The sequence below is a fragment of the Aquimarina gracilis genome, from assembly GCF_035285365.1.
Lineage (GTDB): Bacteria > Bacteroidota > Bacteroidia > Flavobacteriales > Flavobacteriaceae > Aquimarina > Aquimarina gracilis.
On record NZ_JAYKLX010000010.1, the window covers coordinates 175,048 to 188,242 of the forward strand.

15 protein-coding genes are annotated in these 13,195 nt (G+C 34.7%); 3 read left to right on the forward strand and 12 right to left on the reverse strand.

Going from position 1 to position 13,195, the window contains the following annotated elements; all coding sequences use genetic code 11:
- The first annotated feature begins 112 nt into the window (after positions 1-112).
- Positions 113-838, forward strand: a complete 726-nt coding sequence (locus U6A24_RS20240) for a hypothetical protein (RefSeq protein WP_324181836.1) — start codon at positions 113-115, stop codon at positions 836-838.
- Between the two features lie 93 nt (positions 839-931).
- Here U6A24_RS20240 and U6A24_RS20245 read toward each other — a convergent pair whose 3' ends face one another.
- Both U6A24_RS20245 and U6A24_RS20250 read right to left on the reverse strand, forming a co-directional pair.
- Complete coding sequence (locus tag U6A24_RS20245; protein WP_324181837.1) at positions 932-1,417, reverse strand: hypothetical protein; 486 nt, start codon at positions 1,415-1,417, stop codon at positions 932-934.
- Positions 1,418-1,561: 144 nt separating this feature from the next.
- Positions 1,562-2,533, reverse strand: coding sequence for an endonuclease/exonuclease/phosphatase family protein (locus tag U6A24_RS20250; RefSeq protein WP_324181838.1), 972 nt, complete (start codon positions 2,531-2,533; stop codon positions 1,562-1,564).
- Positions 2,534-2,657: 124 nt separating this feature from the next.
- Here U6A24_RS20250 and hflX point away from each other — a divergent pair, with 124 nt between their 5' ends.
- A complete protein-coding gene (hflX, locus tag U6A24_RS20255; RefSeq protein WP_324181839.1) occupies positions 2,658-3,866 on the forward strand; it encodes a GTPase HflX in 1,209 nt (402 codons plus the stop codon).
- Positions 3,867-3,869: 3 nt separating this feature from the next.
- On the opposite strand, the gene U6A24_RS20260 is transcribed toward hflX, so the two are convergent.
- The gene (locus U6A24_RS20260) at positions 3,870-4,895 is read right to left on the reverse strand and encodes a DUF3078 domain-containing protein (RefSeq protein WP_324181840.1); all 1,026 of its coding nucleotides are present in this window, start codon (positions 4,893-4,895) and stop codon (positions 3,870-3,872) included.
- A gap of 128 nt (positions 4,896-5,023) precedes the next feature.
- On the opposite strand from U6A24_RS20260, the gene U6A24_RS20265 reads away from it, so the two are divergent.
- Positions 5,024-5,464, forward strand: a complete 441-nt coding sequence (locus tag U6A24_RS20265; protein ID WP_324181841.1) for a GNAT family N-acetyltransferase — start codon at positions 5,024-5,026, stop codon at positions 5,462-5,464.
- A 47-nt stretch (positions 5,465-5,511) separates the two neighbouring features.
- Here the strand turns inward: U6A24_RS20265 and U6A24_RS20270 are convergent, their stop codons facing one another.
- The 9 genes from U6A24_RS20270 to U6A24_RS20310 form a co-directional block, all read right to left on the reverse strand.
- Positions 5,512-6,432 (reverse strand): DUF3078 domain-containing protein, encoded by a 921-nt coding sequence (locus tag U6A24_RS20270; RefSeq protein WP_324181842.1) that lies wholly within the window; start codon positions 6,430-6,432, stop codon positions 5,512-5,514.
- Positions 6,433-6,653: 221 nt separating this feature from the next.
- Positions 6,654-7,163, reverse strand: coding sequence for a DUF2480 family protein (locus U6A24_RS20275; protein WP_324181843.1), 510 nt, complete (start codon positions 7,161-7,163; stop codon positions 6,654-6,656).
- Positions 7,163-7,600, reverse strand: a complete 438-nt coding sequence (locus U6A24_RS20280; RefSeq protein ID WP_324181844.1) for a PaaI family thioesterase — start codon at positions 7,598-7,600, stop codon at positions 7,163-7,165. The genes U6A24_RS20275 and U6A24_RS20280 overlap by 1 nt, the downstream gene beginning before the upstream one ends.
- Positions 7,601-7,628: 28 nt before the next feature.
- Positions 7,629-7,955: an SUF system Fe-S cluster assembly protein gene (locus U6A24_RS20285; protein WP_324181845.1), complete on the reverse strand. Its 327-nt coding sequence runs from the start codon at positions 7,953-7,955 to the stop codon at positions 7,629-7,631.
- Between the two features lie 51 nt (positions 7,956-8,006).
- Positions 8,007-8,429: a SufE family protein gene (locus tag U6A24_RS20290; RefSeq protein ID WP_324181846.1), complete on the reverse strand. Its 423-nt coding sequence runs from the start codon at positions 8,427-8,429 to the stop codon at positions 8,007-8,009.
- Between the two features lie 40 nt (positions 8,430-8,469).
- On the reverse strand, positions 8,470-9,180 hold the full coding sequence (locus tag U6A24_RS20295; protein WP_324181847.1) for a DUF4377 domain-containing protein: 711 nt from the start codon (positions 9,178-9,180) through the stop codon (positions 8,470-8,472).
- A 39-nt stretch (positions 9,181-9,219) separates the two neighbouring features.
- Positions 9,220-10,233, reverse strand: a complete 1,014-nt coding sequence (locus U6A24_RS20300; RefSeq protein WP_324181848.1) for a zinc metalloprotease — start codon at positions 10,231-10,233, stop codon at positions 9,220-9,222.
- A gap of 218 nt (positions 10,234-10,451) precedes the next feature.
- The gene (locus U6A24_RS20305) at positions 10,452-11,597 is read right to left on the reverse strand and encodes a poly(ethylene terephthalate) hydrolase family protein (protein ID WP_324181849.1); all 1,146 of its coding nucleotides are present in this window, start codon (positions 11,595-11,597) and stop codon (positions 10,452-10,454) included.
- A 312-nt stretch (positions 11,598-11,909) separates the two neighbouring features.
- Entirely contained in the window at positions 11,910-13,124 is a 1,215-nt protein-coding gene (locus tag U6A24_RS20310; RefSeq protein WP_324181938.1) for an aminotransferase class V-fold PLP-dependent enzyme, read from the reverse strand.
- Between the last annotated feature and the right edge of the window lie 71 nt (positions 13,125-13,195).

The following is a 13,195-nucleotide window of genomic DNA, read 5'->3' on the forward strand; positions in this document are numbered from 1 at the left end:
TAAACTCTTGAATATTGACTATCAACGCTTTATGTTTGTAAAAGGGATTTTACAACATCAATTGGGAATTGAATCTTATTAACAATTTTATTAATCAAACATACAAATCGAAATGAAAAAAGGGGGGAATTTCATTGGAGTTGTTGGGGTAGCATCATTTATGTTTTGTATAGCTTCTTGTGAACAACCAGATGGAGGAACAGATTTTATAAATACTAACGAACAGGCCGGTTTTATGAGTACAACGGGTAACAGCAACCAGATTTTAGAGAATAAATTTGAAGCTCAATTACCATTATTACACATGAAATTAAACGGAGATTTAAGTGAAGAAGAGGCGGCAGCAAGATTTGATGAAGTGGTGGCAGAATACATGAAAAACAACGAGAAGTCTGATAAAGCTGTTAGCACAGAGTGGTATTATAGAATTGCTACACTTACAGGAACTCAAGCAGGCAATGGTACAGATGGCAATGTAAGAGCCTCTGTATATTTTTATACAGATAAAGGAGCGCATAATGCAAAGAATATTGTCCTGGATTATCCTGACATAGATGAGCGAGAATTGGGAAAATGGGATTATTATCTTTTTAAAACGGCCTTCCCGAACCAAGCGGTAAGTTGGGTGAAAGTTGGAGCGTCAAATATTCAATTGCAAGGTACAGATGCATGGTTTGTAAAACAATTTCACACGTATATGGTTACTTCAGATCAAACTGTACCTGCTTCTGGCACTACCAATATATATACATTTCCTAATGTTTGGTTAGATAATAACTGCGCTGATTGTTGGGACACATATCAAAGACGAGGAGGATATGGAAAATTAGAATTTTAGTTTTAGTTAGTTATAGTAGTGTAAAAGACCAAAGCCAAGGAATAGCTTTGGTCTTTTCTTAAAACCAATTACAAACAATGCAATTAAAACAAATTAATTATTCACTACTACTGTTTTCCATTTTTTGCTATACGATGTACCCGTATTTTTATTGTACATCTGAAATCCAATTCTCCAGATGGCCGAATTACCATTCCCATGGGTTGGAAATTTTGCGGTTACCGTACTGGGTTGATTGTTATAGGTCTTTTTATGTTTCCATGAACCCCCAGACCATACTTGAAATCGAACCCTAAAACGTCTTAAGCTACTCGGCACGGTGTTTAACTCGGTCTGAGTTAAAATATAACTGTAAGTAGCACTCTCATAGGCATCAACATTAGAATCGCCATAGATACCTGGTGCCAAACCAATAACAATAAAATCTTTGTTCTCTTGAGTTTCTACAATTTTTACTTCATTTTTTTCTTGAACCAACGCTTCGTTTTCATCAACCTCAGACAGGTCTGATTTGCTACAAGATACGATTAGAATCCCTACACATAAAAGCGCCAGTTTTTTTAAATTTTGTGTTTTCATATTTAAAGTTTTTTAGTTTATATTGGCGAATATATTGTGTGGTAAAAACAAAAAAGTCCGAATAGTTTGAATTTCAAACTATTCGGACTTTTTTAGGGTTGTTCACCTGTTTTCTGGGCGGCAAAACACCTTTGAATAAGTTCTTTATTCGTTGTGCTTAAGTCTTATGTATACTGGAAAATGATCGCTATAACCGCCCAGGTATTTTCGACCCACATAGGTTCTAAAAGGGTTACCCTTATACCTGCCCTTGTAGATTTTTAAAAAGTCTTTGTCGAAAATAGAAGCGTCAGAGAAGCTGTGTTTTCCTTTTTCATATTTATGAAAATTATTACTGAAGATTATCTGGTCAAACAGATTCCACTGACTTCTATAATTTAAACTACCACTATATCTTGTAAGTAGTTTTTCCATTGGGTTAAAAAGATCGTTTCTTACCAGGTTTTTAATGCTTTCACTAGTTGGGTCATCATTAAAATCACCCATAATAATAATTTTGGCTTCACTATTTTCTGAAGTAATTTGTTGGACTACTTCTCGGTTTTTGTCTGCAGCGGCCACACGTTTGTAAGAGGTGAGTTCTGCACCATCTCGTCTTGATGGCCAGTGATTGATAAGGATGTTTACTTCCTCGGTATTAAAAACTCCTTTTACCCATAAAATATCTCTTGTATAATCTCTCTCACCTTGTTGGTTGTCTACCAAAACAGGGATATTCTCTGAAGAGATGACTTCAAAATGTTGTTTTTGATATAATAAACCTACATCTATACCTCGCTCATCGGGAGAATCATAATGTACAACACCATAATTTTTATTTTTTAAGTGTTTGGTTGTAATGAGGTCTTCTAGCACTTTTTTGTTTTCTACTTCGGCTACACCAACTAGTATTGGAGCCTTTCTTGTTTTTGTAAAACCTATATTCGAGATTACAGTACCAAGTTTAGAGATCTTTTTTTCGTAACGTTTACGAGTCCAACGTTTTTCTGAGTCGGGTAAAAAATCTTCGTCCAATATGCGAGGGTCATCTTTGGTGTCAAACAAGTTTTCAAGATTATAAAATGCTACGGTATAGTGATTTGTATTTTTTTTCTTGAAATAAAATTTATTGGCCATTTCGTCTAATTTTTTTAATAATCCCCATCAATAGTAGGCTTTCAAGTATATAATTGTCGTATTTTTGCAAACTACTATTATAGTACAAGATAATAAATTAAGAAATAGAAGATAAACATATTGCATGCTAGAGAGGAAGGAAATTGCATACGAAAAAACTGTTTTAATAGGGATTGTAACCAGAAATCAGGACGAAGAAAAACTTGAAGAATTTCTGGATGAGCTAGAATTTCTTACCTATACTGCCGGAGGCGAAGTGGTAAAGCGATTCACTCAAAAAATGGATATGCCAAATTCTAAAACATTTATTGGTACCGGTAAAATGGAAGAAGTGCAGGCATATGTAGAAGAGCATGAAATTGGGACAGTTGTATTTGACGATGAGCTAACTCCGGCTCAATTACGCAATATCGAACGTATTTTAAAAGCAAAAATTATAGACAGAACCAATCTGATTCTCGACATTTTTGCACAGCGAGCGCAAACCAGTTATGCGCGCACTCAAGTTGAGTTGGCGCAGTATCAATATTTACTACCCAGGTTAACGGGATTATGGACACACCTTGAGCGACAACGAGGGGGTATTGGTATGCGTGGTCCTGGGGAAACTGAGATCGAGACTGACCGTCGTATAGTACGTGATCGCATTTCTTTACTCAAAAAGAAATTACTCACTATCGACAAGCAAATGGCAACACAACGAGGTAACCGTGGTAAGCTAGTTCGTGTGGCTTTGGTGGGATATACCAATGTTGGAAAATCTACCCTTATGAATGTAATTTCAAAAAGTGAAGTATTTGCCGAAAACAAACTTTTTGCTACGCTCGACACTACGGTACGAAAAGTGGTTATTGGTAATCTTCCTTTTTTGTTGACAGATACAGTTGGTTTCATAAGAAAACTACCTACGCAATTGGTAGAAAGTTTTAAAAGTACGCTGGATGAGGTGCGCGAAGCAGATTTGTTGTTGCATGTAGTAGATATTTCACACCCACAGTTTGAAGATCATATAGATTCTGTAAACAAGATTCTTGGAGAAATCGACTGTACAGATAAACCAACTATTATGGTGTTTAATAAGATTGATGCGTATCACCATGAGACCATCGATGATGATGATCTAACTACCGAAAGAACCAAAGCACATTACACCCTTGATGAGTGGAAACAAACCTGGATGAGTAGGATAGGGGACAATGCCTTATTTATTTCGGCTATTAACAAGGAAAACATGGAAGAGTTTAGAAAAAGAGTATACAAAGAGGTGAGAGATATTCATGTTACTCGTTTTCCATATAACAATTTCTTGTATCCCGAGATTGTAGAAGAGTAATCTTTAGAATTTGTAATCAAGCCCAATACCAGTAACCTGACGTATTTGAAATGCACTAGTGGCGTTATCGTCATAAATGCTCTGGAACACAAAGCTAAACGAAATGTAACGGTTAATCTTTAGGTTTAGATTAAAGGTATAATCCATATCAACATTTGCAGGATCTTCGATATAGTTCGAATACAGGTTTAGTATATTTTCTACAGTAAGGTTTTGTGTGATAGAAAACTTAAGATTGGCGGCAAGTGCGCCTCCAAACTCAAATCGGGTACTTTCACCGGCATCTACACCAAAGTAATCTCCGTCTTGATATCCTTCGACATTGGTAAATTCTTTATCTACAAAAATCATACGTGAAGTAACTGGAGCAATATTAATAGAAAGGTCATCACTTTTTTTCCATAATAACCCAGGACCGGCTTGTATAAATGCGGGTGAGAAAAAATGAGTTTGTTCTATACGGATGGTTTCATCGGTATCAGGATCAGTACTAAACTCATATCCTTTATCAAATTGAGATAAGAAATTGGCAAAGAAAGAATAGTTCCAATTGCTTTCTTTGATTCGTTGGCCTAGTCGTGTGTTAAATTCTATACGGTCATTGGTTTTTCGGGCAAATTCTTCATCTTTTAAAAATGAAAGACCATAATCTGCCAGAATTTTATTATCCCACGTGAGGCTTTTTCTTTTATAATTAAACTCATAATTCGCTACTGCATTCCCTGCAATGTTAGAAGTACCCCCTCCTTGCCAATCAAAATTAAAAGCAGATTGGTTAAAGAGTAATGAGAACTTTCCTTTGGTTTTCCACCCAATATGTTCTTCTTTTTGTTTTTTGGGAGTTATTTCTTTTAAAATATCTTTTAACACAATAATATTAAGGTCATTGGGAGTCGATTTTAGGATGCTGTCTAGGGATTTTTTTAGGTTAGATTGTATAGAATCGAGCTGCTTTACCTTTTTTTCCTTTTGGCAGAAGGTATGTGTTATATAAAAAAGAAGAAAAATAGTTACAAAAACCCTTTTCATAGATCTTTTGTTACAGGGGTAAACAACAAATATACAAGATGCGAGTAGCTTTTTCAAATGGCAAAACGATTAGTTCTTAAAAGCTTATATAGTTGTTAATTGAAGTATATTCGTAATATATGTTAGAAATGGAAATAAAATTTGTTAAAGCCCAAGAAGAGGATAAAGCTTTTTTCTTGAATTTGAGAAAGCAAACCATGAATGAACACTTGGAAAAAGCGGGCATCTATTTGTCAGAAGAAGAACATAAAGGCAGGGTAGATAAAAATTATGACGGTTCTTACATCATCTCAAACTCTTTTAACAAACTAGGTCTGTTGAAATACATTGAAGAGGATACCAGGATAGAAATTTTGCAGTTACAAATACTACCAAAGTTTCAAGGCAATGGTATAGGAAAGCAGGTACTCAATAAAATGATTTCGAAAGCCGAAACAATGAAAAAAGACCTGTTTCTAAAAGTTTTAAAAGATAACCCTGCAAAACACCTTTATAGGCGTTGTGGATTTAAAATTATAGGCGAGGACAATTATGAGTTTTTTATGCAAAGAAGCAATATTACGGCATAAAAAAAGCTCATCAATTTGATGAGCTTTTTTAAGTTAAGTGTTAGTTACTAAAATCCATAGTTTACACCAAGCCCAAATACCTGACGTACTTGTACCGCTCCAATAGCATTGTCGTCATAAATTGCCTGGAAGGTAAGATTGGTTGATAAATATTTGTTGATAGTCATCACTACATTAGCAGTATAATCGATATCTACATTTTGAGGATCTTCAAGATAGTTTGAGTAAAGGTTTAGGATATTTTCCATTGATACATTTTTCATGATATCAAATTTTGCATAAGCATTTACTGCGGCACCAAATTCGAATCTAAAAGTATCGTTGGCTTCTACACCAAAATATCCACCAGCATCATTAAAAGCATCGATAGCGGCTTGATCATCACCCACATCGGTAAATGCGCCATCTACAAAAATGAATCTTGCTGTAGCAGGAGCTATATTTACTTTAAAATTGTCACTTTTCTTCCAAAGTATACCTGGCCCCAATTGTAAGTATGCTGGAGAGAAAATATCTGTGATTTCTGTTCTTGTTTCATTTCCTTCGGCATCGGTTCCAAATTCATAACCCGGTGCAAACTGCGTTCTGAAGTTTAAGAAAAAGGAATAGTACCAGTTTGTTTCTTTGATTTGTTTACCAAGTAAAGAGTTAAACTCAAAACGGTCGTTTGTTTTACGAGTAAACTCCTGATCTTTAATTTTGGTTAACCCATAATCTGCAAGAATTTTATTGTCCCATGTCAAACTTCCTTTGCGATAGTTAAAATCATAAGAAATAGAAAGGTTTCCTGCAATGTTTGAAGTACCTCCTCCAAGCCATTCGGCATTAAAAGCCGATTGATTGAATAGAAAACTGATGTTTCCAGCTCGTGTCCATCCATCTTTTGGGCCTTCTTCTTTAGTTTCTTCTTGTGAAAAAGCAATGGTAGAACTTACTAATAAAATTAGTGTTAATAGTGTTTTTTTCATTTGATAAGTAGTTTTTAGAGTTGATCAGACGATTACTCTAGTCAAGAGGGGTATATGCCAAACAATTCAATTTTTAGAATACATTTGGCATACTTAACCAAAATAAATAATCTGTATAAAATTTATGTTGGCAAATATATTTTAAGAAACGTTTTTTGTTTTAGATAGAAGATGTCTGAAAGCGTTTTTTCGACAAAAGACAAAATTAAACGACAAAAGACTTATTTGCGCTTATATAGTGGTACCGAAGAACAGGCTTCACCATACATTATACTTTTGGCAACGGGTTGTAATTTTTGTATTAAAGCGATATATGCTCCTTCGGGTACAGGCTTGTTGGCACATCCTTTTATGATTAATAACTTGTCTTGATATGTTGAAACATCAAGGTTGCTTATAATTTCGGTGTATAAAACAGTTTCTAAAGCCTCTAATGTACCTACGGCAATTTTTTTGGCATAAGGGATCAGTGAGCTTGTTAATAAAAGATAAGCCCAGCCGGGGATAATGGCATCGGTAGAACAGGTAAGTGCTATATATTGATCTTGATATTGGCTCCAATCATGATCCTTTGCCTGTTGCCTGAAGTCTTTTTCTCTTAAAAGAAGCCCTTCATAGAGCCAGTCTTTTATATCAAAGAGAGTGCGCTTTCCTTCAGGATAATACGCTTCTAGGTCAAAAGTTATTAGGTTTTTATTGTTTGCAACTCTATTTATTATTTCTTCGGCCATTATAGATATCCTATTTTTTCTGATAATTCGATTTTACTTTTTGCAAAATTTCCAGTTCCAAAAGCAATTTCTTTACCATCTTCGTTATACAAAGTAGACTCTGCTACAAATATATTTCTTGATTTAAACTTTACTTTACCAATGGCGGTAATAACACCTTTATTTACGGGACGAATCAAGTTAATGTTAAATGATGTTGTAAGCACAAAAACATCTTCAACAATAGAATTTACTGCAAAAAAAGCAGCATCATCCAATAATTTAAAATATACAGAACCGTGAATAGCTCCTAAAGCATGAAAATACTTATCTGATATTTCTAAACTAATTTCAGCAATTTCTTCTGAAATTTTAACTTTGGTTGTATCAAATATTTTGGTATTAACTTTTGCCTGTAAATACATTCTTTCTAATTTATCATAATGTGCCTGATTCATATAAGAAAGGATGTTTTATAGTTAAAAATTATAGCATTCCTAATTCTAGTTTTGCTTCTTCGCTCATCAAGTCCTGGGACCATGGCGGATCAAAAGTAAGTTCCATTTCGACATCATTTACGGCATCCAAAGACTTTACTTTTTCTCGTACTTCTTCTGGCAATGATTCTGCCACAGGGCAATTTGGTGATGTAAGTGTCATCAAGATCTTTACATCATAATCTTCATTTACAAAGACATCGTAAATTAATCCAAGTTCGTATATATCAACAGGTATTTCGGGATCATAAATAGTTTTAAGAACTCTTACGATCTTTTCTCCTAACTCGTTTGTGTCTATAGCTGTTTTGCTCATTATTTCTTAATATTTAGTCGACCATTACTCTTGTGGCCTAACAAAAAGAGATTAGTTTAATTGTGTTTGATAAGCAATCGCGTACATTTTTAATTGTTTTATCATGCTTACCAAACCATTTGCTCGTGTTGGAGATAGATGTTCTTTTAACCCAATCTCGTCAATAAATTCAGTATTTGCATCAATAATATCTTTTGGATGTTGTCCAGAAAATACGCGAATAAGAATAGCTATAATTCCTTTGGTTATAATAGCATCACTATCTGCGGTAAATTCTATTTTATCGTCTTTCATTTCGGCATGAACCCAAACTTTACTTTGGCAACCTTTAATGATATTATCGTCGGTTTTATATTTTTCATCAATTAACGGGAGAGACTTTCCCAATTCGATCATATACTCATAACGCTGCATCCAGTCATCAAACATGCTAAACTCATCAACAATCTCTTCTTGAATTTCTTGTATGGTCATTGTCTACAAATTTTCAACAAAAGTACAATAAGAATAGTTGCTATTCAATACTTTCTGACAATGATAGTATAGTATTAACTAATTGTTTTATTTCTTCTGGAGGATTTCCATGATCAAAACCATTTGAAGTAAAAATTTTGGTTTTATATGAGATTTTTAATTGTGCGTGAGCTGCCCCATCAAAAAGTCGCTTATCTGTTGGAGCTTTTAATGCGTTAATTGTATTTAGATCTATATTTTGAATAAGCGATTGAATAGTTTCCCAATCTTTTTTTGAGCATTTTCTTGAATCAATTGTTTTAAGGTTTCGATCGATTGTTTTTTGGATGAATTTTTCGCTTACACTAACCTGAAAAAACGTCCCTCTGGATACAGCTTGATACTCAATACTTATAATATCACTTTGAGACTCTTGGCTTTTTGCAGGTATGTTTTGAGCGATAGAGTTGTCTTTTTCTTTTGAGATTATTTTTAATAAAGAATATTGTAAAGAAGACTCATCTGCCAGAGGGTTTTCTGTTTGGGTGATCACAACCTCCAATTGATAGGCATACCCTTCTTCATAATTAAAACCTTCGATGGTATCATAAAAATAGCTCCATTGGTCGGTTGGGTTTTCTTTGTACAACATACATTTTTGTGGAACCACACCTTCACAGTTGGTCAAATGATTGGCGATATAGATTCTTTTTGTCTCCTGGCATGAAGAAAACAGAAAAACCAGACTAAGTATCAGAACAAACTTATACATATGTGAATTTTAGATTTTTAAAAATAGCATTTAAAGTAGTTATTGTATCAAAGGTTTTGAAAAACTTTCTCGGGGTCCTTCTTCGGCAAAAACAGCTCTCATTCTATTTTTTTGACCTTCGGTAAACATATGCATACACACATCATCGGTGTAATCCATATAATTCATGGTCATATCATTGGTATTACAACGCACAGTTGGATATGAAGGACAACCAAAATTAGGCCCATCTGATAGTGGTGTATCGTCAACAAAATCATCCTGTGAGCAATTACCATCACCCCAAATATGCCTTAGATTAAGCCAATGACCTACTTCATGAGTAGTTGTTCTGCCTTTATCAAATGGTGCAGTTGCAGAACCCATTGTACCAAAAAACTGGGGAGAAATTACAATCCCATCGGTTTTTGGATCGTCACCTGGGAACTGGGCATACCCTAGAACTCCGCCTCCGATATTACACACCCAGATATTTAATTTTTTTGATGGATCAATGACATTTGAACCTCCATTGGAAGAAAATTTCATCTGGTCATTGGTTCCCCAATCTGTTCTAGTAGAAGCTACACGTATTATGTCATCTAATTCGAACCTAACCTGAGTGTTTGCCGATAGACCTAAGAATTCTTCAGGGATTTGGCTAATGTCGGTATTAGTTTTGGTAAAATCCTGATTTAAAACATCAATCTGAGACATAATTTGTTGCTTACAAATATTTTCTTCGGGCTTACTATAGATTACATGCACAACAGTAGGAATAGTAATAGTATCCAAATCCATCATTTTTCCGGCTTTCCTTAGCTGGATAAATGAGTCACATTGCTTTTCTATAGTTTCCATATTGGATTTCAAATTCGGGTTTTTGATCATATGTCTAATCAAAACATCCATGGTACCACATCTTTTATTGGGATCTATACCGGCAATTTTATACAATGTTTTAGCCTTTTCAGCGTCCATACATTCTGGTTCTTCGGCAGTGGGTTTTCCGCTGGGACAACCTAGACATAAAAACAACGAGAGAATTATTCCTGAAATTATTAACTTTTTCATGTTTAAGAGTATTATGCTATATCAACGAAATAAAGAAGGTCATGTTTTATGTTTTAACGGAAACAATGAAACATTTAACAAATTGATTAACAAATTTTTAGTATAAATTCAATTGTACTCTAATTTAACAATTTATAAGGTGAAATCAAATAAAATGAGGGAGCAAAAGCCCCCTCATCTGAAAACAACATTCTATACAAACACAACTATTAACAATGTTACTTTTGGATTAAAATCTTTTTGGTAATACTAGTTTTACCGGCATATATTTTTGCCAAATAATGACCTGGTTTCATGCCAGAAACATCTATATGATTCTTTTTTGAGCTGCGAACAAGCTGGCCATTCTGTCCATAAAATTCTACTTTTTCAAACGTTTGGTTATCCAATATTTTAATATTTAACACCTTATTTGCAGGATTTGGAAATGTTGTTAATTCAATCTTTGCAGGTTCATAAATTGCTACAGGATTATTACATGTGTTTTCTGAAGTAACATCTTCCGAAGTGGAAAGATCTACTAGAAAGGTTTGTTGAGCCCCTAGATCTCCCTTTAACTTGTAATCCAACCACGAGTTTAAGAATTGAAATGTAATAGCTTGTTGTTGACTTCTGGATATCTGAATATTTCCAGAAGAACTGTTTTCACCAAAATCGCAGAAAAAGTTGCTATTGGCATAATAGCAATGAGCACCCCCTGTAATGTTTATAATGTATTTACAATCAGACCCCAGATTGTTGTAAATGGGAATATGATGCTCTTGGGGGGGAGTAACCCCATCTGCGGTTCCCGAAAATACGATAGCATCTTCTGAAACTAATGACGCAGGTGTTAATGTATCAAATCGTAGTAGAGCGGGAGCAAAAGTAACCAAAGTCTCTACTTCTACTAAAGAGGCGGCAACTGTGGCTGCACCGCCTCCCATAGAATGACCGATTAGTGCGGTTTTATCGTCGACTATACCAAAAAGAAAAGAACTTTGGTTAGTGTTTTCTGCTTGTATCGCATTGACCATAAAAGCCAGATCTTTTGAATAGGCATCGTGGTTGGCAAAAAACGACCCTTCGGTATTTACAAAAACGACAATGTACCCCTTTGGAACCAGTTCATCATAAATGTTTTCATAAGCATCAGACCCCATGACGAACCCATGTCCTAGTACAATGACAGGAAATGAACCTTGGGGTGCTTCGGCCTGATTGATTTGAGTAATTTTTGGGTAGTAAATTCTTGCATTTACTCTTCTGTTACGTCGATCAGAATCTCTGAAGGTTTTAGAGCTTGAACTTATTTCATAGTCTTGCGCTATACCGCTGCAAACTATAAAAAAGATAGACATCATACTTAACAGTACTTTTTTCATAATATATTTATTTATTGGTTAAATTGATTCTGTTAAAGTTATCCTGAAAAAAGGTTTTTTGCAAGAATTATCTAAATTATTTTAACATTTTGTCTAGATATTTAGTCGTTATTGACTTATTTGTAAGTGATTGATAGATAGGTTATTATTTTATGATTTTAACACTATTGTTAGGATGAGAGCGTTTTTCTATTCAAAATTGAGATAGAAAATAACCAGTAAAAAAAGAGAAGATTTTTTAAATTGATAAGAGGAAATTTCCCCAAAAATTGAATAAAGTTTCCCCTTATTTCCTGTCTAGGGTATGAAATCTTAAGAAAGCATCATCTTTGCCTTTTTAACCGCTTCAACAAGTGCATCAATCTCTTCTTTGGTATTATAAAAAGAAAATGAGGCTCTTACTGTACCAGGTATTTTATAAAAATCCATAATGGGTTGCGCACAATGATGTCCGGTTCGTACTGCTATTCCGAGTTTGTCCACAATAGTACCGACGTCATAAGGGTGTATATTTTCAAGATTAAAGGAAATTACCGATGTTTTGTTTGGTGAAGTACCATATATTTTTAGTCCATCGATCTCCAAAAGCTTTTCGGTACCATAATCTAGTAGTTCTTTTTCGTATGCTGCGATATTATCAAAACCTATGGCATTCATATAATCCAGAGCTGCTCCAAAAGCAATACCACCACAAATATTTGGCGTACCTGCTTCAAATTTGTGTGGAAGTCCGGCATAGGTGGTTTTTTCAAAAGTTACTTGCTCTATCATTTCGCCGCCACCTTGATAAGGCGGTAGTTTCTCTAGCCACTCGGTTTTTCCGTAAAGTATCCCAACACCCGTCGGTCCACAAAGCTTGTGCGCAGATGCTACATAAAAATCAACATCCAATGCCTGTACATCGGGTTTAATGTGAGGACAAGATTGCGCCCCATCAATAAGTACTGCAGCGTTAACTTTATGAGCCTTTTCAATGATTTCTTCAATAGGGTTTATGGTCCCTAATGCATTAGAAATATGATTCGTAAAAACAAGTTTAGTTTTATTTGAAAGCAATGTGTCATACACATCCATAAGCAATTCCCCTTCTTCATTCATAGGAATTACCTTCAAAATGGCACCCGTGCGTTCGCAAAGCATTTGCCATGGCACAATATTGGAGTGGTGTTCTAGTGCAGAAACGATGATTTCGTCTCCTTCAGAAAGAAGATTTGTAAAACCTGTAGCTACAATATTGATACTATGGGTAGTACCCGAGGTTAAAATGATTTCGTGTGCCTGTTTTGCATTAAAATGCTGCTGTACTTTTTTACGAGCCACTTCATAAGCATCTGTGGCTTCTTGAGATAATGTATGTACTCCTCGATGAATATTTGCATTGTAGTTACTATAATAATCTACAATGGTGTCGATAACAACTTGTGGCGTTTGTGAAGTGGCCGCATTATCAAAATATACCAAAGGTTTTCCGTTTACTTCTCGTTTTAGGATCGGGAAATCTTCCCTGATTTTATGTACATCAAACATTGCAATTTCTTTCTGCAAAAGTAATAAGTATTTCTAATTAAGATTAGCTATTTTTAGTATGGTTTAATCTT

Excerpts from the sequence above, each read along its gene's own strand:
- U6A24_RS20295 (WP_324181847.1), bottom strand. The coding sequence starts at position 9,180 with ATGTATAAGTTTGTTCTGATACTTAGTCTGGTTTTTCTGTTTTCTTCA.
- U6A24_RS20270 (WP_324181842.1), bottom strand. The coding sequence starts at position 6,432 with ATGAAAAAAACACTATTAACACTAATTTTATTAGTAAGTTCTACCATT.
- U6A24_RS20305 (WP_324181849.1), bottom strand. The coding sequence starts at position 11,597 with ATGAAAAAAGTACTGTTAAGTATGATGTCTATCTTTTTTATAGTTTGC.
- U6A24_RS20265 (WP_324181841.1), top strand. The coding sequence starts at position 5,024 with ATGGAAATAAAATTTGTTAAAGCCCAAGAAGAGGATAAAGCTTTTTTC.
- U6A24_RS20275 (WP_324181843.1), bottom strand. The coding sequence starts at position 7,163 with ATGGCCGAAGAAATAATAAATAGAGTTGCAAACAATAAAAACCTAATA.
- U6A24_RS20310 (WP_324181938.1), bottom strand. The coding sequence starts at position 13,124 with ATGTTTGATGTACATAAAATCAGGGAAGATTTCCCGATCCTAAAACGA.
- U6A24_RS20260 (WP_324181840.1), bottom strand. The coding sequence starts at position 4,895 with ATGAAAAGGGTTTTTGTAACTATTTTTCTTCTTTTTTATATAACACAT.
- U6A24_RS20280 (WP_324181844.1), bottom strand. The coding sequence starts at position 7,600 with ATGAATCAGGCACATTATGATAAATTAGAAAGAATGTATTTACAGGCA.
- U6A24_RS20290 (WP_324181846.1), bottom strand. The coding sequence starts at position 8,429 with ATGACCATACAAGAAATTCAAGAAGAGATTGTTGATGAGTTTAGCATG.
- U6A24_RS20245 (WP_324181837.1), bottom strand. The coding sequence starts at position 1,417 with ATGAAAACACAAAATTTAAAAAAACTGGCGCTTTTATGTGTAGGGATT.
- hflX (WP_324181839.1), top strand. The coding sequence starts at position 2,658 with ATGCTAGAGAGGAAGGAAATTGCATACGAAAAAACTGTTTTAATAGGG.
- U6A24_RS20250 (WP_324181838.1), bottom strand. The coding sequence starts at position 2,533 with ATGGCCAATAAATTTTATTTCAAGAAAAAAAATACAAATCACTATACC.
- U6A24_RS20240 (WP_324181836.1), top strand. The coding sequence starts at position 113 with ATGAAAAAAGGGGGGAATTTCATTGGAGTTGTTGGGGTAGCATCATTT.
- U6A24_RS20300 (WP_324181848.1), bottom strand. The coding sequence starts at position 10,233 with ATGAAAAAGTTAATAATTTCAGGAATAATTCTCTCGTTGTTTTTATGT.
- U6A24_RS20285 (WP_324181845.1), bottom strand. The coding sequence starts at position 7,955 with ATGAGCAAAACAGCTATAGACACAAACGAGTTAGGAGAAAAGATCGTA.